This is a genomic window from Noviluteimonas gilva, from assembly GCF_009740395.1.
Classification (GTDB): Bacteria; Pseudomonadota; Gammaproteobacteria; order Xanthomonadales; family Xanthomonadaceae; genus Noviluteimonas; species Noviluteimonas gilva.
The window spans coordinates 954,017-975,187 of record NZ_WOXT01000001.1 but is presented as its reverse complement, the minus strand read 5'-3'; the positions used below and the strand labels follow the sequence as shown (position 1 = coordinate 975,187).

The following is a 21,171-nucleotide window of genomic DNA, read 5'->3' as shown; positions in this document are numbered from 1 at the left end:
CTCCCGGCCCGCGCTGCTCGCGCGGGCATTCCTGAGGCCACGCGGCAGTGCCGCGTGAGCGGCCTCAGGAATCCCACCACATCATCAGCTCATCCCACATGCGCTTGAAGAACCCACCTTCTTCCACCGCATTGAGCGCAACCAGCGGACGCTGCGCGATCACCTTGCCGTCGAGCGTCACCTTCACGCTGCCGATCTTCTGACCCTTCGCGATCGGCGCGACGAGCGTCTTCGGAATTTCCATGCTCGGCTTGAGCTGCGCGTACTTGCCGCGCGGCGTGCTCACCAGCATCGGCGCGTCGACGCCGAGCTGCACTTCGTCGGCCGCGCCCTTCCACACCTTCTGCTTCGAGATCGCCTTGTTGGCTTCGTACAGGCGGTGCGTTTCGAAGAAGCGGAAGCCCCAGTTGAGCAGCGCCTGCGAATCCACCGCGCGCTGGTTTTCGCTGGTCGAACCCATGACCACCGAAATCAGGCGCTGGTCGCCGCGCTTGGCCGAGGCCATCAGGCAGTAACCGGCGCCGCTGTGGTGGCCGGTCTTGATGCCGTCGACCGACGGGTCGCGCCACAGCAACAGGTTGCGGTTGCGCTGCGTGATCGGGCCGACCGTGTATTCCTTGATCTTGTTGTACGAATACGCTTCGGGGAAATCGCGGATCAGCGCGCGGCCGAGGGTCGCGAGGTCGCGCGAGGTCGAGACATGGCCCGGCGCCGAGAGGCCGTGCGGATTGACGAAGTGCGAGTGCTGCATGCCGATGCGTGCGGCATAGGCGTTCATCAGCGAGGCGAACGCGTCTTCGCTGCCGGCGACGTGTTCGGCGAGCGCGATCGCCGCGTCGTTGCCCGACTGCACGACCATGCCCTTTTCCATCTCGACCAGCGGCGCGGTCTTGTTCACTTCGAAGCCGCTGTAGCTGCCTTCGGTGCCCGCGCCGCCTTCGCGCCACGCGTGCTCGCTCATCATCACCTGGTCGGTGCCCTTGACCTTGCCGGACTTCATTTCGGCGGCGACGACGTAGCTGGTCATCACCTTGGTGATGCTCGCCGGTTCGACCTGCATCTCGCCGTTGTCGCCCGCGATGACCTGGCCGGTCGCGAAGTCCATCAGCACCCAGGCCTTGCCCTGGATCTGCGGGGGCGGCGGCACGGGCAGCGAATCGCTCAGCGCGGCGGGCGCGGCGGGCTTCGCTGCGGGAGCCGGCACCTGCGCGAGCGCAAGGCCGATGATGGATGTGGTGACGGCCGCGAGGGCAAGGGCGGCGAGGGGACGAACGTTCATCAGGACGGCGGGCTCCGGAAATGCGAGCGAAAGGGGGAAAGACTGGGGATTCTAAGGGCCCGCTTCGGGCGGTGCGCTGAATTTAATCGCGCACGATGTTTGGGCGGCCGAAACCGAGACCCGCGACGGTGGCGCTGAGTTCCGCGACCTGCTCGCCCGACACGGGGCCGACGCGCAAGCGCCACACTTTCTGGCCCGCCGCGGTGGCGTCGAGCAGGCGTGCATCGCGAATGCCGGCGCCTTCGAGCATGGCCAGCGCGCGCTCGGCATTGGCGCGCGCGGCGAAGCTGGCGATCTGCAGCACGACGCGGTCGCCCTTCACGGCAGGCGCAGGCTTCGGCGCGGGCGGTGGCGGCGACTCGTTTGAAGCGGCTGTTTCGACGCGCGCGGGCGCCTTCACCGGTTCGACGGGTGCGGACTTGTTCGGCGTTCCCGACTTGCCGGTCGCCACGCGCACCTGCCGCTCCTTCATCCACTTGTCGAATTCGTCGGCCGTCATCGCCTTGCCGTCCTGCCGCATGTCGAAGCGCCAGGGGCCGGGCGGACTCGGTTCGGGTTCGGCGTACGCGGGCGTCGGCTTGCGTTCGCCCGCTTCCGCGCTTGCGATCGGCAACGCGGCGACCATGCGGTCCATCGCGCTCGGCGCGACCGGCGGCGGCACGGGATCGGGCGCGGCCACGCGCATGTCGGGGCCGCGATCGTTGACGGTGAGCGCGCGCACTTCGACGCGCGCGGTGCCGGAGGGATACACACCGAGCTTCACCGCGGCGGCGTAACTCAGGTCGATCACGCGCCCGTCGTGGAAGGGCCCGCGATCGTTCACGCGCACGATCACCGACTTGCCGTTCGCCAGGTTGGTGACGCGCGCGAAGGACGGCAACGGCAACGTCTTGTGCGCGGCGCTGAAGGCGTACATGTCGTACACCTCGAGCGACGAGGTGCGGCGGCCGTGGAACTTCTGACCGTAGAACGAAGCCGTGCCGCTCTCGACGTAGCCCGAAGGATCGTCGAGCACGTGGTATTTCTTGCCCAGCACCGCGTAGTCGCGATTGCCGTAGCGCGAACGCGGTTCGGCGACGACGTCGGGTTCGGGGATCAGGTGCACGTCGTCGATCGGCGGCGGCGCGGTGTCCTTCACGTTCGGCGCGTACAGGCCGCCGGCGGTGTAATCGCCGCGCTTGGACAGGTCTTCCTGCGCGGCCGCGTAAGGCGAGCGGCGCGTGCCCGATGTCGTCGTGGGCGCCTTCGAAACGGTGGTCGAAGACTGCGAAGGCGCCGGCGCTTTGGTGGTCGGTGCGCCGCCGCATGCGGCGAGCAACAGGCACAACGCCGGCAGCGCGCGCTTCATGGCGGCGTGGCTTCGGCTTGGACGGGCGGCAGCGGGACCGTGGCCTGCTGCGTCTGCTGCGCCACCTGCGCATCGCGGCCGGCGATCGACTCGGCGAGCTGGTACACCGCCGTCGCATACAAACGCGACGTGTTGTATTTCGTGATCGCGCGGAAGTTGTCGAACACCATCCAGTATTCGGTGCCGCCGGCGCCATCCAGGCGCATGATTTGCGCGGGCGTGGCGGCGACCAGCGGAACGCTGGCGCGATAGCCCATCGGCGCGAAACTCTCGAAGGGCTGCATCACGTCGATGTCTTTGGCGTTGTAATCGGCGGCCGACGGATCGCGCAACGCAGGCGCCATCACCGGGCCGCCACGTTTCCAGCCGCCCTTCTTCGAGAAGTAATTGGCGACCGACTCGGTGACATCGTCGATGTTGTCGAACAAATCGCGCTTTCCGTCGTCGTTGCCGTCCACCGCGTACTGGCGGTAGCTGGAAGGCATGAACTGGCCCCAGCCCATCGCGCCGGCATAGCTGCCCTTGAGCTGCGTGATGTCCATGCCCGTTTCCTTGCCGAGGGCAAAGAACTGGCCGAGCTCGTCGCGGAAGAAGGCTTCGCGCTGGTTCTCGCGCGCGACCTTCGCCGGATCGCCGGTGCGCGGATAGTTGAACGCCAGCGTGTACAGCGCATCGATGACCGGATAGCTGCCCTTGTTGCCTCCGTAGCTGGTTTCCACGCCGATGATCGCGGTGATGATTTCCGCGGGCACGCCGAAGCGGGCTTCGGCGCGCGCGAGCGCATCGCGGTTCTTGGCCATGAAGGCCTTGCCGCCGTCGATGCGCCCCTGCGTGATGAAGATCGGGCGGTAATCGCGCCACGGCTTGGCTTCGGCGGGACGCGACATCGCGGCGATGATGCCGTCGCGCGTCTGCGCTTTGGCGAGCACCGATTCGATGTACGCCGGGTCGATGTCGTACTTCGCCGCGGTCAGGCGCACGAAGTCGGCGCGCGCGGCGCTGATGTCGCGCAACTGCGGCGGAATCGGGGCGACGGGCGTTGGTGTCGGGGCCGGCGTGACCTGCGTGGCGGCGGGCGGCGGCGCGGTTTGCGGCGAAGGCGGGGCCTGGGTCGCGCACGCGGACAGCGCGGCCAGCGGAATGAGCAGTGCGGCACGGAACGTCATTGCGCCGGAGGTTAGCGCGTGCGCGGGGAATAGGGAATGGGGAATGGGGAATAGTTGATGCGTCGTACATCAACGTTGTCCGTGTTCCCTGTTCCCTATTCCCTATTCCCCGCTTTGCTTCACGTCGTGTGGCGCGGACGATGCGCGCCGACCGCCATCACCAGGCCCAATCCGGCCAGCAGCGAGACCGCCGAGGTGCCGCCGTAACTCAGGAGCGGCATCGGCACGCCGACCACCGGCAACATGCCGGAGATCATGCCGCCATTGACGATCACGTAGACGAAGAAGGACAGGCCCAGCGCGCCGGCGAGCAAGCGTGAATATCCATCGCGCGCTTCGGCCGCGATCCACAGGCAGCGCCCGATCACGAACAGATACAGCGCGAGCACCGTCGCCACGCCGATCCAGCCGAACTCTTCGCTCAGCACCGCGAAGATGAAGTCGGTGGTGTGCTCGGGCAGATAGTCCAGGTGCGATTGCGAGCCCTGCCCCCAACCCTTGCCCGTCATGCCGCCCGCGCCGATGGCGATCTTCGACTGGATGATGTTCCAGCCTGCGCCGAGCGGATCGGATTCGGGGTTGAGGAAGGTGAGGATGCGTTCCTTCTGGTACTCGCGAAGCATGAAGAACCACGCGACCGGTGCGACCGCGGCGGCGCCCACACCCGCGGCGACGAACCACCACCACGACAGGCCCGCGAGGAAAAGCGCGAACACGCCGCTCGACGCAACGAGCATCCCGGTGCCGAAGTCCGGCTGCATCAGGATCAATCCCAGCGGCACCGCGATCAGCACGCCGGAGATGAGCACGACGCGGACATTCGGCGGCAACGGTTCGCGCTGCAGGAACCAGGCGACCATCATCGGGAGACTGAGCTTGATCACTTCCGAGGGCTGGAAATAGAAGAAGCCCAGGTTGATCCAGTGGTTACCGTGCTTGCCCTGCCCGATGGCGAGCACGAGCAACAGCGGCAGCAGCGAGATGCCGTACACCATCGGCGACCAGTGCCGCAGGCGCGTGGGTGGAATGCGCGACAGGCCCCACATCGCGGCCAGGCCCACGGCGAAGCGCGCAGCCTGCGCGAGGACGAGCCTCGGTGTTTCGGCGCCCGCGCTGTACAGCACCGCCAGACCGATGCCCATCAACGCGAGCAGCGCGCCGAGCAGCCACAGATCGACCGTGCGCAGGACGCGCCCGGTGAGATCCACGCCGATGCGGAGGATCGCGTTCATCGCGCCGGTGCCGGAGGCGGCGTCGAGGTCGGCGCCGGCGTCGCCGCGGCGGCGACCGGAACCTGCGTGGTCGGCGCGACTTCGGGCTGCTTGCCGAGCAGGTAGGCGTCGAAGATCTTGCGCGCGATCGGGCCCGCGGTACTCGCGCCGAAGCCACCGTGCTCGACCGCGACCGCCACGGCGATCGTCGGGTTGTCCGCCGGCGCGTAACCGACGAACAAGGCCTGGTGGCGCAGATGGAACGGCAACTGGTGCGGATCGACGCTCGCGCCGCCGCGACGGCTGATCTTCTGCGCGGTGCCGGTCTTGCCCGCCATCAGGTACGGCGCGCCGCGCACGAGGCTGAAGCCCGTGCCGCCCGGCTGCATCGTCCCCATCATGCCTTCCTGCACGGCGCGCAGGTTGGCGGGATTGTCGGTGATGCGCGGCGCTTCGGGCTGCACGATCGGCAGCCACGGCGTGTCGTAACCATCGCGACGCGCGGCGGCCAGGTGCGGGCGCACGAGGCGTCCGCCGTTCGCGATCGCCGCGACACCGCGCGCGAGCTGCAACGTCGTCGCCACCCAGTAGCCCTGCCCGATGCCCGCGATCACCGTCTCGCCGGGATACCACTTCTCTTTCGAATTCTTCTGCTTCCACTCTTGCGACGGCACGATGCCGCTGGTCTCGCCGGCCAGGTCGATGCCCGACGGCGCGCCGAAGCCGTACTTGTGCATGTACATCGAGAAGCGATCGATGCCCATGTCGTACGCGAGCTTGTAGTAGTAGAAATTCACCGACGCGGCGATCGACTTGCGCAGGTCGGTCCACCCCGCGCCGCCGTGCGCATCGCGATACCCGCGGCGCTGGCCCGGGATGTGGAATTCGCCGGTGGAAAACACCGCGTCTTCCGGACGGCGCAGGCCGCTGTCCAGGCCCGCGAGCGCGATCAGCGGCTTCACCGTCGACCCCGGCGGCCCACCACCGAGCACGTTGCGGTTGAACAAGGGCCGCGACGGATCGTCCATCAGCGACTTGTAGTCGGCGTGCGAGATGCCGTTGACGAACAGGTTCGGGTCGTACGACGGCAGGCTCACCATCGCGAGGATTTCGCCCGTGCGCGGGTCGATCGCCACCGCCGAACCGTCGTGGTCCTCGAACGCGGCGACCATCGCCGTCTGCAGATCCAAGTCGATCGACAGGCGCAGGTCCGCGCCCGGCACCGCGGGCACCTGGCCGAGGCGGCGTAGCGCGCGGCCTTCGACGTTGGTTTCGATCTTTTCGTAGCCGACCTTGCCGCGCAGCGCCTCCTCGTAATAGCGCTCCAGCCCGGTCTTGCCGGTGTGCGTGAGCGCGGCGTCCACCTCGCCCATCTTCGCCAGGTCCGCCTGGTCGATGCGGCCGACGTACCCGATGATGTGCGCGAGCTCGGGGCCGTAGGGATAGCGGCGGTTGAGATAGGGGACGAGTTCGACACCCGGGAAGCGCCAGCGGTCGACAGCGAAGCGCGCGGCTTCCTCTTCGCCCACGCGCATCTTCAGCGTGATCGCGCGCCAGCCGTGGCGGGCCTTGCGTTCGACGTCGAAGCGTTCGATGTCTTCGGGATCGAGCGCGACGATCTTCGAAAGATTGGCGATCAGTTGCTTGGTGTCGCCCGCTTCGTCGGGCACCACGTCGAGGCGGAAGGCCGGCACGTTTTCCGCGAGCACGCGGCCCTTGCGATCGAGGATCAGCCCGCGGCCCGGCACGACCGGGCGCGGCTTGATGCGGTTGGCTTCCGAGCGCGTGGCGTATTCGTCGTGTTCGAGCACCTGCAGTCGGAAGTACCAGCCGCCCAGGCCGAGCAACGCAAGCGTGACCGCCGCGAACGCGACCAGCGCGCGGGTGCGGAACTGCATCGCCTCGGCGAATGCATTCTTCAGCTGGCGGCGGCGCATGCGACGGCCTTCAGCGGTTGCGCCACGCCCGCAGGCGCAGCGTGTCGAACAAGAGGAACAACGGTGCCCACAGCACCATCCCGATCGCCGGCGCCACCCACGACAGCGGCGGCAGCAACGCTTCGCCCAGCGCGAGGTGGAGCGCGGTGGTCACGATGCGATCGTTGAGCAACAGCGCGCCGATCGCCAGTGCCTGCTGCGACAACGGGAAGAACCGCAGGCGCGCGCGGAAGCGCTGCAGGATGAACGCGAGGATCGTCAGGCGCAGCGCCTGTTCGCCGAGCAGGTTGCCGAAACACAGGTCCGCGATCAGGCCGACGACGAATGCGAAACCCAGGCCCACGCGATCGGGTTCTTCGAGCACCCAGTAAGCGAGCGCGAGCGCGAGCCAGTACGGCCGCAGCGGCGCGATCGCCGGCGGCAGCGGCAGCAGCCCGAGCACCAGCGCGACGACGATGCTGACGGGCAGGACCCAGGCGGCGCGTTCGCGACTCATGGGCGGCGGGCCTGCGTGGTGGCGGGAGCGGGTTGCGTCGGCGCGGCGGATGCGCGCGCCTGCGTGCCCGTCTTCGCGGGAACGACGACCGATGCGGGCGTGGCGACGCTCGCCGGATTCGCGGGTGCGGTGCTCGCCGATGCGGGGCCGATCACCGGGCGTTCGGGTGCGCTACGCAGCAGCAGCACGTCGCGGCCGCGATCGAGTTGCGCGGCGGGCGTGACGTCGCCGACGAGGAACGCGCGGCTGTCGTCGGGCCGCAGCGCGGAGATCGTGCCGACGGGGAAGCCCGCCGGGAACCGCTTGCCCAGGCCCGAGGTGACGACGACATCGCCGACTTTCACGTCGCTCGACAAGGGAATGCTCGCCAGCGCGAGGCGATCGCTGCGCCCGGTGCCGTACGCGACCAGGCGCACGCCGTTGCGCATCACGGCGACGGGCACGGCGTGGTCGGGATCGGTGAGCAACAAGGCGGTGGAATGCATGGCGGTGGTGGCGATGACCTGTCCGACGACGCCGCCGGCATCGATGACGACCTGGCCGATGCGCACGCCGTCGCCGCTACCGGCATCGAGCACGAGGCGCTGGCGCGTGGGGTCGAGGTCGATGTCGAGGATCGGCGCGAGTTGCACGTCCAGGCCGCCGCGTTGCACGACGCCGAGCATGCGGCGCAGGCGATCGTTGTCGGCGGAGGCGGCCTGCAGGCGTGCCATGCGCGCGCTGTCGACGAGCATCTGGTTGCGCAGGCGACGGTTTTCCTCGATGAGCGAACTACGCGTGCCGGCGTCGTCGCTGATCGAATCGATCACCGCGCCCGGCCAGCCGGCCACGGCCCACATCGGTTGCACGAAGGCCTGCGCCTGTTGGCGCACCTGCGACAGCCAGCCGCCGCGATGATCCAGCAGGATCAACGCGAAGGCCGCGGCCAGATACGCCAGCAGCCGAAGCGTGCCGACGATCTCGCCGGGGCGGGCAGCTGCAGGACCGGCGTAGGACGGCACGATGGCGGTGTGGTGTGTTCGGTTGGCGCTTATTCCGGCGCGAAGAACTCGTTGCCGTGCATGTCGAGCATTTCGAGCGCGCGGCCACCGCCGCGTGCCACGCACGTCAGCGGATCGTCGGCCACCTGCACGTGCAGGCCGGTTTCTTCGGTCAGCAGGCGATCCAGGTCGCGCAGCAGCGCGCCACCACCGGTGAGCACGATGCCACGCTCGGCGACGTCGGCGCACAGTTCCGGCGGGGTCTGCTCCAGCGCCTGCTTCACCGCCGCGACGATGCCGGCGAGCGGCTCGCGCAGGGCTTCCAGGACTTCGTTGGAGGTGATGGTGATCATCTTCGGCACGCCCTCGGCGAGGTGGCGGCCCGAGATCTCCATCGTGCGCACGTCCTTCGGCGGGTAGGCGCAACCCAGCTCGAGCTTGATGCGCTCGGCCGTCGCGTCGCCGATCAACATGCCCTGCGTGCGGCGCACGTAGGCGATGATCGCCTCGTCGAAGCGGTCGCCGCCGATGCGGGCCGACTGCGAGTACACGATGCCGTTCAGGGCGATCACCGCGACTTCCGTCGTGCCGCCGCCGATGTCCACGACCATCGAGCCGCAGGCTTCGGTCACCGGCATGCCGGCGCCGATGGCGGCGGCCATGGGTTCTTCGACCAGGTGGACCTCGCGGGCACCGGCTTCTTCGGCCGATTCCTTGATCGCGCGGCGCTCGACCTGGGTCGAACCGCAGGGCACGCACACCAGCACGCGCGGGCTGGGGCGCAGCAGGCGCGACTTGTGCACCTTGCGGATGAAGTGCTTGAGCATTTCTTCGGTGTAGGTGAAGTCGGCGATGACGCCGTCCTTCATCGGGCGGATCGTGGTGATGTGGCCCGGGGTGCGGCCCAGCATCTGCTTGGCCTCCGTGCCGACCGCGGCCACCGTCTTGGTGCCGCCGCCCATCCGATCCTGTCGCACCGCGACGACGGAGGGCTCGTTGAGCACGATGCCCTGCCCACGAACGTAGATGAGCGTGTTGGCCGTGCCCAGATCGATGGACAGGTCGCTGGAGAAGTAGCGGCCGAGGAACTTGAACATTCGGGGGAATCGCCTGCGTGCGGGCGGCACACGAATCGTGCCGCGAAGGGTCGCTAGACTATCCTTCCCCCTGCCCCCCAGCAAGCGCGGAGTGCGCGTTTTTTCCGGGGATTTCAGGCAATTCGACGGGGTCCGCAAAACCGCGCGATGGCCTTGGGGGCAAGCTGCCGCTACCCTGTGCGCCCTGCGAGCCCCGCCCAGCCCCAAAGAAGGTTTCCCGATGTCCGCCCTGATCTGCGGTTCCCTGGCCTACGACACCATCATGGTGTTCCCCGACCAGTTCAAGAACCACATCCTGCCGGACAAGGTGCACATCCTGAATGTCTCGTTCCTGGTGCCGCGGATGCGCCGCGAGTTCGGCGGTTGCGCGGGCAACATCGCCTACAACCTCAAGCTGCTGGGCGGCGATCCGATCCCGATGGCCACCGTCGGCCAGGACTTCGGCCCGTACCGCGAGTGGTTCATCGAGCAGGACATCCGCCTGGACCAGGTCAAGGTGATCGACGAGCTGTTCACCCCGCAGGCGTTCATCACCACCGACCACGACAACAACCAGATCACCGCGTTCCATCCGGGCGCGATGATGCGCAGCTACGAGAACCACGTGAAGGACGTGCCGGGCGTGACGTTCGGGATCGTGAGCCCCGACGGCCGCGAAGGCATGTTGCAGAACGCGAAGGAATTCGCCGAAGGCAATATCCCCTTCATCTTCGATCCGGGCCAGGCGATGCCGTTGTTCAACGGCCAGGAGTTGCGCGACTTCATCGAGCTCGCCGACTACGTCACCGTCAACGATTACGAATCCAACCTGCTGCAGGAGCGCACGGGTTGGAACGAGAAGGACATCGTCTCGCGCGTGAAGGCCTACATCGTGACGCGCGGCCCGCAGGGCGCGCAGATCCACACGCCGGGCAAATCCTTCGACGTGCCGCCGGCGCACGAGCGCCGCGTCACCGATCCGACCGGTTGCGGCGACGCGTTCCGCGCGGGCCTGATCTTCGGCATCGAGAAGGGCGCGGACTGGATGACGATCGGTCGCATCGGCAATTTGATGGGCGCGCTCAAGGTCGAACACCCGGGCACGCAGAACCAGCGCTTCGACTACGCCGACTTCAGCGAGCAATTCCGCCAGCAATTCGGCTACGCCCTGTAACCATCCCCCTTTCCAAGGGGGATCAATCGCGCAAAGCGCGATTGAGGGGGATAAAACGGCGGCGCACTACATCACGTGCGCAAGCCACAGCAATTCCGGTTGCGCCAACCGCTCGAATTCCTTGTACGGCATGCGCACCGCATCGGTGTGCGTGCCCGCGTTGAACGCGATCTCGTGCTGCGAGGCCAGGCGCGAATCGACGAACACCGGCATGCCGTAAAGATTCCCGAACGGCGGCATCGCCCCGACTTCGCAATCGGGGAACGCGTCCTTGAATTCGGTTTCCTCGGCGAGCTCCGCCAGGCGGCCGCCCATCGCGCGCGACAGGCGCGTCAGGTCCACGCGATACGCCGCGGGCATCACGATCATCGCAAGCGTGCCGTCGACTTTCAGCATCACCGTCTTGGCGAACAACTGGCGGCTGACGTGCGCCGCGCTTGCCGTCTCGTGCGCGGTGACGGTGCGGTCGTGCACCATCGTCGAATAGTTGGAGTGTTGCTGGTCGAGATAATTGTGCAGGCGCGGTGACAGCATGGTCGCCTCCGCTCCGGCGCACCGCTCCGCGGCGGCGCCGCTTTGGGTGGACTGCGCGCGCATCCTGCGTCGCGCGTTTCCGAAAGCTTAATCCCGGCGGCGTTAAGCGGCGTGAGCGTTCGTCGGATAGCGCATCAACGCCACTTCGGCAGGCGACTCTTGTCCGCGCCACCGGTTTCGAACACCGCCGTGCGCAGGCCGCCGGCCTTCACGGGAAAGTCGATCGACAGGCCCGTCTTCGCCTGCTGCGCCATGCGCCACAGCGCGCCCTCGTCCTCGATGAACATCGCGATCGCCTCGTCGGTCTTCGGGCGCGAGGCCGCCATCGACTTGGGCTTGCCGTCGTCGATCGTCACCTTCACCTTGCAACCGGCGTAGCAATCGAAATCGCCTTTCTCGAGCACGAGATACGCACTCTTCCCCCATTCCGGGTGGTCGCGGAAGATCAGGCGCACGGGGCGCTTGCCGCCGCCGGTGTCGACTTCCTGTTTCGAATAGATCGCCGCGGAGATCTGCGTGCCGCCCTTCGCCGGTTGCGTTTGATAGGCCCACAAGGCCGCGAGGCGACGCGTGTTTTCTTCATCGCGAATATGCCCGCGCGCGACGTCGAGCTTCGGTTGGATGCGCTTGGCCGCTGCGGAATTCGGATAGTCCATCTGCAGCGAATCGCCGTAGCCGCGCGCGAGTTTCCAATCGCTGCGCGCGAACGCATCCTCGAATTCCTTTTCCTTGCCGACCGCGAGTTGTTCGACGCGCGCCGACTCGGCGGCCGCGGCCTTCGCGGCGGCCTGCGGATCGTCCTTCGGGCCGCAGGCGGCGAGCAACAGGGCGACGGCGAGCGTGGAGCCAATGCGGGCGTTCATCGGGGCAGGCCTCGTTCGATGAGTTGGTCGATGGCGATGGCCACGTCTTCGGGCCGCTCCATGATCGACATGTGGCCGCAATCGTCGAGCAACACGCCCTTCGCCTGCGGGATGCGCGCAGCGTACAGCGCGAGCGCGCTCGGATCGATCACCGTGTCCTGGCGGCACCACAGCAGCAACGTGGGCTGTTGGATGCGCGCGGCTTCATTGCCCGGCAAGAAGCGTTCGGGGCCGCGGCCGATCGCGCCGAGTACCTGTTGTTCGAACGCCGCATCGCGCGTGCGCCGCGCGATGTAGGCCTTGTCGGCGGGCCAAGGCAACCACGGCTTGGCGTCTTCGACATGGAAGACGGTGGCGAGGAAACGATCCAGGCTCGCGCGATCGTTCACCGCGTAAGGGTTGCGACCGGCGATGACGTCCGCGCCGAAGACGTTGTCGTCGAAGCGCACGCCGGCCGCGTCGATCAACGCAACACGCGACACCAGCTCCGGATGGCCCGCAGCAACCAGCGCCGCGATGCCGCCGCCCATCGAATGCCCGACGAGCACGACAGGCTCGCCGGGCGAGACGTTGCGAATGAAGGCGGCGAGGCGCTCGCTTTGCGCGAGAAAACCGTAGTTTTCGTTCGGCACGCGCTGGCTTTCGCCCCACCCCGGAAGATCGGGAATCACCAGCCGATATTTGCCGGCGAGCGCGCGCGCGAGGGGATAGAAGTTTTCCTTGCCGCCGACGAAGCCGTGCACCATCACGATCGTCGGCGCGTCGGGTGTCTTCGCTTCGCGATACGCGTAGACCCAGCGATGGCCCGCGACTTCGCGCGTTTCGCGGGAGAGCGTCGCGTCGTGGCGCTGGCGCGCGAACTCCATGCGGATCAACGCATCCGGCGCGACGATCACGTACGCGAAGAACGCAAGCAACGCGGCCGCCACGAGGGCGGCCGCGAGGGCGACTTGGCGACGTCGCGTCATCGTTTTACTGGGCGGGCTTCGACTTCGCGCCGTCGATCGCCGCCTGCACCGAGCCCGTCGTGATCGGGTGGTAGCCCGGCTTGGCCTTCGCGAAGGTCGCTTCGGCGAGCTTCAAACCTTCCGGCGTTTTCACCAGCTCGTTGTACGTCGGCATGATCAGCTTGCGACGGCCGATCTTCTGCAGGAACGCGGAGATCGCTTCGTTGGCCTGCGTGTAACCGCTGCGCACCGCGAGCGGATACCAGCGCTGCGCGATCTCGCCGTTCGGCGTGCCGGTGAACTTGTAGGCCGCGTCCAGCGCTTCCATCTGCTTGAGGTTGAGCGTGGTGGGCATGCCTTCGATGAAGTGCACCCACTCCTGCGTCGTCCACTTGCCGGTTGCGTCGGACGACGGCAGCGTGCCGTCTTCCAGGAAGGCCTTGCGCGCGGCGTCGATCGCATCGAACGTCGGCGAAGCGATCTGCGGCGCATCGGACGGAACGCCCGGCTCGTACAGCCACTGGTCGAACTCCTCCTGCGTCACCTTGCCCGGGTACTTGTCGAGCAGGTTGGCCTTCGCGTAATCGGCGAACTGCTGCGAGGAGATCGACTGGAACGCGAAGTGGTCGAAGTAACCGCGCAGGAACGCGTCGAAGTTTTCGCGGCCGAAGCGCTGTTCGAGGAACTGCATGAACCACGCGCCCTTGGTGTAGACCGTCGAGCTGAGGTTGTCGTCCGGATCCTTCAGCTCGCCCGGCTTGCCGGCCAGCTTCTGCAGCGGCGTGTTTTCTTCGTTGTACTCGGCCTTCAACTCGTTGCGGTTGATCACCAGCTCCATGTCCGAGCGCGGCTTGCCATAGAGCGCTTCGACGATGCGGTTCTCGACGTAGCTGGTCACGCCTTCGTTGAGCCAGGCGTCCTTCGCGGTCGAGAACGTCACCAGGTTGCCCGACCAGCTGTGCGCGAGCTCATGCGCGATCAGCGAGACGAGCGACTTGTCGCCGACGATCACGGTCGGCGTGGCGAAGGTCAGGCGCGGATTTTCCATGCCGCCATACGGGAAGGACGGCGGCAGCACGAGGATGTCGTAACGGTCCCAACGATAGGGGCCGTACAGCTTCTCGGCGGTGTCGATCATCTTGCCGGTGTCGGCGAATTCGGTCGCGGCCGGCTTCACCGTGCCCGGTTCCGCCCACACGCCGGCCTTGTCGGTGATCGGCTGGAAGACCAGGTCGCCCGCCGCGATCGCGAGCAGGTACGACGGGATCTTCTGCGGCATCTTGAAGCTGTAGTCGCCGTCGCGCGCGGCCTTGGGATCGTTGTCGGCGCTCATCAGCACCATCGCATCCTTCGGCGCGGTCACGTGCGCGGTGTAGGAGAAACGCACGATCGGCGTGTCCTGCAACGGCACCCACGAACGCGCGTGGATCTGCTGCGACTGGCTGAACATGAAGGGCTGCTTCTTGCCCGCCGTCATCGACGGCTCGAGCCACTGCAGGCCCGAAGCGTTCGGCGACGTCGTGTACGTCACGCGCACCTGCTTGGGGCGCTCCGGCGTTTCGATCGTCAGCTTCGTGCCGAGCACCTTGTCGGCGGTGTCGGCGAGCTTGAACTGCAGCGGCGCCCACTTGCCGTCGGCGCCCAGGCCTTCGGCCTTGGCGATCGTGAGGTCGCGCGTGTCGAGCACGAGCTGCGTGGCGGTCGGATCGAGCCAGTCGAGCGTGTACGTCGCGGTGCCCGAAAGCGTCTTCTTGGCGAAGTCGAGCGCGAGGTCGAGCGCGAGGTCGGTCGTGCGGACCTTGCCGGGCTGCGAGAAGGAGTGTTCATCGGTCACGGCGGCGGCCTGCGTTGCGGGGGCGGCGGCGGCGGTCGAGGACGCGGCGGGCGTGGCCGGGGTCGCGGGGGTTTCGTTCTTCGCGCAGGCCGAAACCGCGAGCGCGGCAGCCAGGGACAGCATCAGCGGGGTGTGGCGCATGGGAAAGGCGTTCTCCGTGGACCGAAATGGGGCGCAAGGCGGCCGATATTAGCCGCGGCGGCGTACGAGCGCGCAAAGGTTCCGGAAACGCGGAAGCCCGGCAAGTGCCGGGCTTCACGGGGGAGACAGCGACGGTTGGGTTACCAGCTGAAGCGTGGCCCCACGAACCATTGGGTGTCGCCGCTGATGAACTTCACGTCGCCGGCCAGGCCCATGCGGTCGCCGAACTTCGCCTGGGCGCCCACCCGGCCGTAGAACTCGCCGTTGCCCGCATCAACGTCGCCATAGCCGGCGAGCGCCCAGGTCTCGAAGCGTTCGCCCATCGCGGCGCGCACGCCGCCTTCGGCGGAGATGCCGTTGCGTTCCTTCACCTGCGGGGTGTCGACCGAGTTCCAGGCCAGGCGCGCGACGAGGTCCACGTGGTCGCGCACCGAGTGGTGGAACCCGGCGCCGATCGACCATTGGCGCAGGTCGGCGCTCTGGAAACGGTCGGAGTTCTGGTCGACGTAGCTGGCGAACAGGTTGAAGCGCGTGTCGACCGACACCGATCCGGTCACGCCCCAACCATCGGCATCGGCGCGGGAATCGGAGCGCACGTAGCCGGCCTCGACGTAGTCGTAGGACAGCATGTCCCTGGCGCTGGCGGCGAAAGGCGCTACGGCGAGCAGGACGAAGGCGAACCAGGAGCGATGCATTGCGTTGAACCTCATGGGGATGTGCGGGCGATGCTGCACGCCGCACCCGCGCACGCTCCATCGGCCTTTGGTGAGGCACGGTGCGCAGCGGGACGCAACGCCTTCGCGCCCCGACTTCCGGCACGGTCGCTTCTCGACGCGAATCGCCATGCTCCGCGCCCATGCCTGTGATGCCTTCGTGCGGCCCGCTCCGGCGCGCCCTGCTGTCCCTTGCCGTGCTTGTCGCGGCCACGCCCACCTTTGCGCAAACCGCGTCTCCCGCCGCGCCCGCGACGCAAACGGTCGTGCGCGACATTCCGCGCGCGACCTCGGAGATCGTCGTCGACGGCGTGCTCGATGACGCGGCATGGACCACGGCGACGCCGATCGACCTCGCATTCGAAGTCACGCCGAACGACAACACGCCCGCGCCGGTGAAGACGACCGCGCGCATGGCCTACACCGACGATGCGCTGCTCATCGCCTTCCACGCCGAGGATCCCGATCCGTCGAAGCTGCGCGCATTCCTGCGCGACCGCGATGCGTTGTACAGCGACGACTTCGTCGGCGTGATGCTCGACACGTTCGACGACCAGCGCCGCGCGTACGAATTCTTCGTCAATCCCTTCGGCGTGCAGGCCGACCTGATCAAGGAAGAGTCGACCAACACCGAGGACGACAGCTGGGATGGTTTGTGGGAGAGCGCCGCGAAGGTGACCGAACACAGTTACGACGTGGAGATCCGCATCCCGTTCGCAACGCTGCGCTTCCGCGACACCGATGGCACGCGCCGCTGGGGCGCGACGTTCCTGCGCATCCGTCCGCGCGATTTCCGCTACCAATACTTCAGCAACCGCGTCGAGCGTGGTTCGAAGTGCCTGACGTGCACGTTCGACAAGGTCGATGGCTTCGTCGGCGTGAAGCAGGGCAAGAACCTGGAGATCACGCCGACGCTCACGATGCTCCACGCCGAAGAGCGCGCCGGCCCCCGCGCCCCTTGGACCAACGAGGGCACGGATTTCGAACCCGGCGTCGACGTGGCTTGGGCACCGAGCCCGAACCTCACGCTCAACGCGACGCTCAACCCCGATTTCTCGCAGGTCGAAACCGACCAGGCGCAGCTCGACCTCAACACGAGCTTCGCGCTGTTCTTCCCCGAGAAGCGCCCGTTCTTCCTGGAAGGCGCGGATTACTTCACCACGCCCCTGCAGGTGCTCTACACGCGCCAAATCGCCGATCCCGATGGCGGCTTGCGCGTCACGGGCCGCAACGGTGGGCAGGCCTACGGCGCGATCCTCGCGCGCGATGCGACGACGCAGTTGCTCGTGCCGGGTCCGCTGGGTTCGTCATTCCGCTTCCTCGAGCAATCCGCGGACGATTTCGTCGGGCGCTATCGCTATGACCTCGATGCGTACACCAGCGTCGGCGCGATCGCGACGTATCGCTCGGGCGAGGGCTATCGCAATTCGGTCGGCGGCGTCGACGCGCGTTACCAGAAGGACGAGCACACGCTGATCGGCCAATGGCTGGGCAGCGATTCGGTGTATCCCGATGGCCTGGCGTTGCGCGACACCGCGCCCAAGGGCGACGCGCTCTTCCTCAAGTACAACTACAGCAGCCGCAATTGGCGCTTCAACGCGCAGCATTACGACGTCGACGACGGCTTCCGCGCGGACCTGGGCTTCATCACACAGGTCGGTTACGACAAGCAGCTGCTCGGCGGTGGCCGGACGTGGTTCCTGCCGAAGGGATCGACGGTCAGCCGCATCGAATTCAATGGCGACTGGGATATCACGCACCGTTTCGACGGACAGTTGCTGGAACGGGAAATCGAGGGTTACCTGTCGGCGCGCGCATCGCACCAGGGCTATTACGAACTCGGCGGCCTCACGCGCTCGCGCTTCTGGAACGGCCAGATGTTCGACGAGAAGTGGGGCACGTTCTATTTCGAAGTCGTGCCGGTCTCGGCGATCAAGGTCGGCAGCTTCTTCAAGGACGGGCAAGCGCTCGACCTGCTCGCTTCGAAGACGGGCGATCTGTTCGACGTCGAGCCGTTCGTCGAACTCGACATCGGTCGCGGCATCAACCTCAACGTGAATTACACGCTGCAGCGTTTGCGTCGCGACGGCGGCACGGCATTCGACGCACGCGTGTTGGACGGCCGCCTGAGCTGGCAGTTCGATCCGCGCCAGCGCGTGCGCCTGTCGGTGCAGAGCAGCGACATCGATCGCGATGCGGCGCTGTACGACGTGCCGGTGCTGCGCCATTCCAGCGACGTGGCCGCGCAGCTGTTGTATTCGTACAAGCTCAACCCGCGCAGTGCGCTGTACGCCGGTTATTCGGAAGGCGGCTTCGAGGACGACGAAGTGCGCGAGATGTTCACCAACACGCGCAGCCTGTTCCTGAAGATCAGCTACGCCTGGCAACCAGGCTGAGGCTCACACCTTGTAGCCGGTGTGCACCGCGACGATGCCGGCGTTGAGGTTCTTGAAGGAACACCGCGCGAAACCCGCGGCTTCCATCATGCCCTTCAACTGTTCCTGCGGCGGGTGCTTGCGGATCGATTCGGCCAGGTACTGGTAGCTGCCGGCATCGTGCGCGAACAGCTTGCCCAGTTGCGGCAGCACCTTGAAGGAATGGAAGTCGTAGATCGGCTTGAACCACTCGGCCTTCACTTCCGAGAATTCGAGCACGCGCATCTGCCCGCCGACTTTCAGCACGCGATGCATTTCGCGGAGCGCGGCGTCCTTGTCGGTCACGTTGCGCAGGCCGAAGGCGATGGTCACCAGGTCGAAGCTCGCATCGGGGAACGGCAGGGCTTCGGCATTCATCTGCACGTACGACAGGCCACGCACGTTGCCGCGGTCGGTCATGCGATCGCGGCCCACGCGCAGCATCGCGCCGTTGATGTCGCCGATGACCACTTCGCCCAGCTCGCCCACGCGATCGCGCAGCAGCGCTGCGATGTCGCCGGTGCCGCCCGCGAGGTCGAGCACGCGATCGCCGTGCTTGGCTTGCGCGGTCGCGACGAAGTAGCGCTTCCACACGCGATGGATGCCGAGCGACATCAGGTCGTTCATCAGGTCGTACTTGCCGGCGACCGAGGAGAAGACTTCGCCGACGAGCTTCTGTTTCTCGCGCACGGGCACGTCGCGGAAGCCGAAATGGGTGGTGTCGCGGTCGTTGGGCTGGCTCATGCGTTGGATTATCGCTCACATCGCCAAGGCCGGTTCCTCGCGCGTGGTGCGTTGGCGGGGGCACACCCCCAAGACGGGAGAGCCCCGTGAAGATCACCGACCTGTTCGCCCTCGCCCTCGTGCCCGCGCTGGCGCTGGCCCAATCCGCATCGTCGAGCCACGTGATGGTCAAGGCCGCCGATACCAAATGGGGCGAAGGCCCCGCATTCCTGCCCAAGGGCGTGCAGGCCGCCGTGCTGTACGGCGACCCGTCGAAGGCCGGGCCGTTCACGCTCCGTCTCAAGGCGCCGGCGGGCGGCAAGATCCCGCGGCATTGGCATCCCACCGATGAGCAGGTGACGATCATCGAAGGCGACTTCCATCTGTCGATGGGGGACGCGGCCAACGCGCACGAATCGGATTTCGCGCCCGGCGATTACGTCAACCTGCCCGCGAAGATGCAGCACGAAGCGTCGACGAAGAACGGCGCGGTCGTGCAGGTCAATGCGATGGGGCCGTTCGAGATCAACTATGTCGATCCGAAGGATGATCCGCGGAACGCAGGCAAGTAAGTCAGGCGGGCTTGGCGATCATCAACCAGAAGATCGCCAGGACCGAGAGGAACGCGGGCCAACCGAGCCAGAACCACCACCGCATCGCGCGGTGGTAGGCCGGCGATAGCGGCGTGCCGGCCTGCGCGGCATCGCGCGCGAGATTGCGCGCGCGTACCTGCAACCAGAGCACCGGCAGCCAACACACGCCGACGACGAAGAACAACACCAGCGCCATCCGCAACCACAGCAGCGAATATGGCCAGCCCGCCGCCTGCGCGAGCCACAGGCCGCTCGCCAGTTGCACGACGACGGCGGGCGCGGTGAAACACGCATCGGCGATCACCACGGTGCGCGCGGTGTCGGCGATGGATTTCGCATCGCCCCTGCGGTGCGCCATCCACAGGAAGAACGCGATGCCCAGGCCCGTGCCGAACAACAGCGTCGACGACAGCACGTGGATCCACTTCACGATCAGGTAAGCGTTCACGTCATCTCCGATCCACCAGCACCCACGCGACGGCGAGTGCGGGCAAGACGAGCAGGTTTTTCGCCAATCCGCCCAGTGGCTCCAGCCAGAGCGCAGGCAATGCGATGCCGAACACCAGCGTGTAGGCGAGCACGCTTGCGAACATCAGGCCGAGGATCCAGCGCGGCTTCCATCCGATTGCGAGCAAGGCGGCGAGTGCGAGATCGACGACGCCCGCAGCGCGCGCGAGCGGCAGCGCATCGCCCAGTGCCGAGGGGCCGGCCAACGCGCGGAGGTCGGTGTCGCTCGCGACCAGTCCGGCGATGCCCGACAACACCCAGAGCAGGACGATCATCCAACGCAACGCGGGCGCAAGGAAATACAACTGCGCGTGCCAGCGATCCTGCACCTGGCTCGGCGTGGCGGCGAGCACGGCGTCCAGCGATCGCGGTGCGACGCCGAATGCGCGATGCAATTCGGCATGTGCATCTTCGCGCGGCACATTCCCGCGACGCAGCATGCGCCACGTGGTTTCGCCGACGGGCCCGTTGCCGAGCCATTCCCCCAAGCGGACCTGCGCGGAGATCCACGATGCGGGGACGTGGATCGCGCGCGTGCCGGGAATCCGCAGCCATCGGCGCCAGCGCGCCTGGTATTCGGACAAGGGCATCGGCGCGGGACCGCGGATTTCGAATACACCGCGCGCGTCTGCGACACATGCGGCGACGACGACCTCGGCGATATCGTCGATCGCGATCGGCTGGATGGGCCACGCGCCGTCGCCCGGCAACCACTGCGCACCGGGAAGCGCGGCCAATGCGCGCAACAGGGACGTTCCGCCGTACGAGCCGCCGGTCGCGTACACGACCGAGGGACGCAGGACGACGGCGTCGAGCGGCAAGGCCAGCAGTGCGTCGTCGAAACGATGCTTCGATGCGATGAAGCCGCCGTCCTCCGGTGCGCCGAGCGCGGAGACCTGCACGAATCGCGACACGCCGACATCCACGCAGGCCTGCGCAAGCGCCAATGGCCCGCGCATGTGGATCGCGTCAAAGGTTTTGGCGCCGGTTTCGCGCAGGATGCCGGCGGCGTTGACCACGATGTGCACGCCCGCGAGCGTGGAGCGCCAATCGGCGGGCGTGGTCATTCGCGCGAGGTCGATGAAGCGTTCGTCCGCGTGCGGTTCACCGCTGCCGCGCACGCCACGCAACACGCGGAATCCCGCGCGTTGCAGCGCGGCCGCGATATACCCACCGATGAATCCGTTCGCGCCGACGACCAGGACCGTGCGGCGCGCTTCGTCGATCATCCCCAT

The 21,171-nt window shown here is 67.1% G+C and carries 17 protein-coding genes and 2 pseudogenes; 3 read left to right on the top strand and 16 right to left on the bottom strand.

Annotated features, from left to right (window positions below):
• Positions 1-64: 64 nt before the first annotated feature.
• From GN331_RS04425 to GN331_RS04390, 8 genes and pseudogenes are all read right to left on the bottom strand, one after another.
• A complete protein-coding gene (locus tag GN331_RS04425) occupies positions 65-1,279 on the bottom strand; it encodes a D-alanyl-D-alanine carboxypeptidase family protein (RefSeq protein WP_156640637.1) in 1,215 nt (404 codons plus the stop codon).
• Positions 1,280-1,361: 82 nt separating this feature from the next.
• Positions 1,362-2,627, bottom strand: a complete 1,266-nt coding sequence (locus GN331_RS04420) for a septal ring lytic transglycosylase RlpA family protein (protein WP_156640636.1) — start codon at positions 2,625-2,627, stop codon at positions 1,362-1,364.
• 71 nt (positions 2,628-2,698) lie between these two features.
• Positions 2,699-3,793 (bottom strand): annotated as a pseudogene (gene mltB / locus GN331_RS04415) (lytic murein transglycosylase B); the annotation flags it as partial.
• 119 nt (positions 3,794-3,912) lie between these two features.
• Entirely contained in the window at positions 3,913-5,025 is a 1,113-nt protein-coding gene (rodA, locus tag GN331_RS04410; RefSeq protein WP_156640634.1) for a rod shape-determining protein RodA, read from the bottom strand.
• The gene (gene mrdA / locus GN331_RS04405; RefSeq protein ID WP_156640633.1) at positions 5,022-6,941 is read right to left on the bottom strand and encodes a penicillin-binding protein 2; all 1,920 of its coding nucleotides are present in this window, start codon (positions 6,939-6,941) and stop codon (positions 5,022-5,024) included. The genes rodA and mrdA overlap by 4 nt, the downstream gene beginning before the upstream one ends.
• A 10-nt stretch (positions 6,942-6,951) precedes the next feature.
• Positions 6,952-7,437, bottom strand: coding sequence for a rod shape-determining protein MreD (mreD, locus tag GN331_RS04400; protein WP_156640632.1), 486 nt, complete (start codon positions 7,435-7,437; stop codon positions 6,952-6,954).
• Positions 7,437-8,438: pseudogene (gene mreC / locus GN331_RS04395) on the bottom strand (rod shape-determining protein MreC); the annotation flags it as partial. The pseudogene mreC and the gene mreD, both read right to left, overlap by 1 nt.
• A 29-nt stretch (positions 8,439-8,467) precedes the next feature.
• Positions 8,468-9,514 carry a rod shape-determining protein gene (locus GN331_RS04390; protein ID WP_156640631.1) on the bottom strand — a complete coding sequence of 349 codons (1,047 nt, stop codon included), beginning with the start codon at positions 9,512-9,514 and terminating at the stop codon, positions 8,468-8,470.
• A 220-nt stretch (positions 9,515-9,734) separates the two neighbouring features.
• Here GN331_RS04390 and GN331_RS04385 point away from each other — a divergent pair, with 220 nt between their 5' ends.
• Positions 9,735-10,667, top strand: coding sequence for a carbohydrate kinase family protein (locus tag GN331_RS04385; RefSeq protein WP_156640630.1), 933 nt, complete (start codon positions 9,735-9,737; stop codon positions 10,665-10,667).
• A 66-nt stretch (positions 10,668-10,733) separates the two neighbouring features.
• Here the strand turns inward: GN331_RS04385 and GN331_RS04380 are convergent, their stop codons facing one another.
• The 5 genes from GN331_RS04380 to GN331_RS04360 form a co-directional block, all read right to left on the bottom strand.
• On the bottom strand, positions 10,734-11,201 hold the full coding sequence (locus tag GN331_RS04380) for an aminoacyl-tRNA deacylase (RefSeq protein WP_156640629.1): 468 nt from the start codon (positions 11,199-11,201) through the stop codon (positions 10,734-10,736).
• Between the two features lie 134 nt (positions 11,202-11,335).
• Entirely contained in the window at positions 11,336-12,064 is a 729-nt protein-coding gene (locus tag GN331_RS04375) for a hypothetical protein (protein ID WP_156640628.1), read from the bottom strand.
• Positions 12,061-13,032 (bottom strand): alpha/beta fold hydrolase, encoded by a 972-nt coding sequence (locus GN331_RS04370; RefSeq protein ID WP_156640627.1) that lies wholly within the window; start codon positions 13,030-13,032, stop codon positions 12,061-12,063. Before GN331_RS04370 ends, GN331_RS04375 begins: the two co-directional genes overlap by 4 nt.
• A 4-nt stretch (positions 13,033-13,036) precedes the next feature.
• Complete coding sequence (locus GN331_RS04365) at positions 13,037-14,986, bottom strand: M1 family metallopeptidase (protein WP_156640626.1); 1,950 nt, start codon at positions 14,984-14,986, stop codon at positions 13,037-13,039.
• Positions 14,987-15,126: 140 nt separating this feature from the next.
• On the bottom strand, positions 15,127-15,681 hold the full coding sequence (locus GN331_RS04360) for a porin family protein (RefSeq protein ID WP_156640625.1): 555 nt from the start codon (positions 15,679-15,681) through the stop codon (positions 15,127-15,129).
• A gap of 161 nt (positions 15,682-15,842) precedes the next feature.
• Between GN331_RS04360 and GN331_RS04355 the strand changes: the two genes are divergently transcribed.
• Positions 15,843-18,095, top strand: coding sequence for a carbohydrate binding family 9 domain-containing protein (locus tag GN331_RS04355; RefSeq protein ID WP_156640624.1), 2,253 nt, complete (start codon positions 15,843-15,845; stop codon positions 18,093-18,095).
• A gap of 3 nt (positions 18,096-18,098) precedes the next feature.
• Here the strand turns inward: GN331_RS04355 and ubiE are convergent, their stop codons facing one another.
• A complete protein-coding gene (ubiE, locus tag GN331_RS04350) occupies positions 18,099-18,857 on the bottom strand; it encodes a bifunctional demethylmenaquinone methyltransferase/2-methoxy-6-polyprenyl-1,4-benzoquinol methylase UbiE (RefSeq protein ID WP_156640623.1) in 759 nt (252 codons plus the stop codon).
• An 86-nt stretch (positions 18,858-18,943) separates the two neighbouring features.
• On the opposite strand from ubiE, the gene GN331_RS04345 reads away from it, so the two are divergent.
• Positions 18,944-19,408 carry a cupin domain-containing protein gene (locus tag GN331_RS04345; protein WP_156640622.1) on the top strand — a complete coding sequence of 155 codons (465 nt, stop codon included), beginning with the start codon at positions 18,944-18,946 and terminating at the stop codon, positions 19,406-19,408.
• A gap of 1 nt (position 19,409) precedes the next feature.
• On the opposite strand, the gene GN331_RS04340 is transcribed toward GN331_RS04345, so the two are convergent.
• Together GN331_RS04340 and GN331_RS04335 are read right to left on the bottom strand one after the other, a co-directional pair.
• The gene (locus GN331_RS04340; RefSeq protein ID WP_331713365.1) at positions 19,410-19,877 is read right to left on the bottom strand and encodes a DUF2269 family protein; all 468 of its coding nucleotides are present in this window, start codon (positions 19,875-19,877) and stop codon (positions 19,410-19,412) included.
• A 1-nt stretch (position 19,878) separates the two neighbouring features.
• Complete coding sequence (locus tag GN331_RS04335) at positions 19,879-21,171, bottom strand: SDR family oxidoreductase (RefSeq protein ID WP_231734331.1); 1,293 nt, start codon at positions 21,169-21,171, stop codon at positions 19,879-19,881.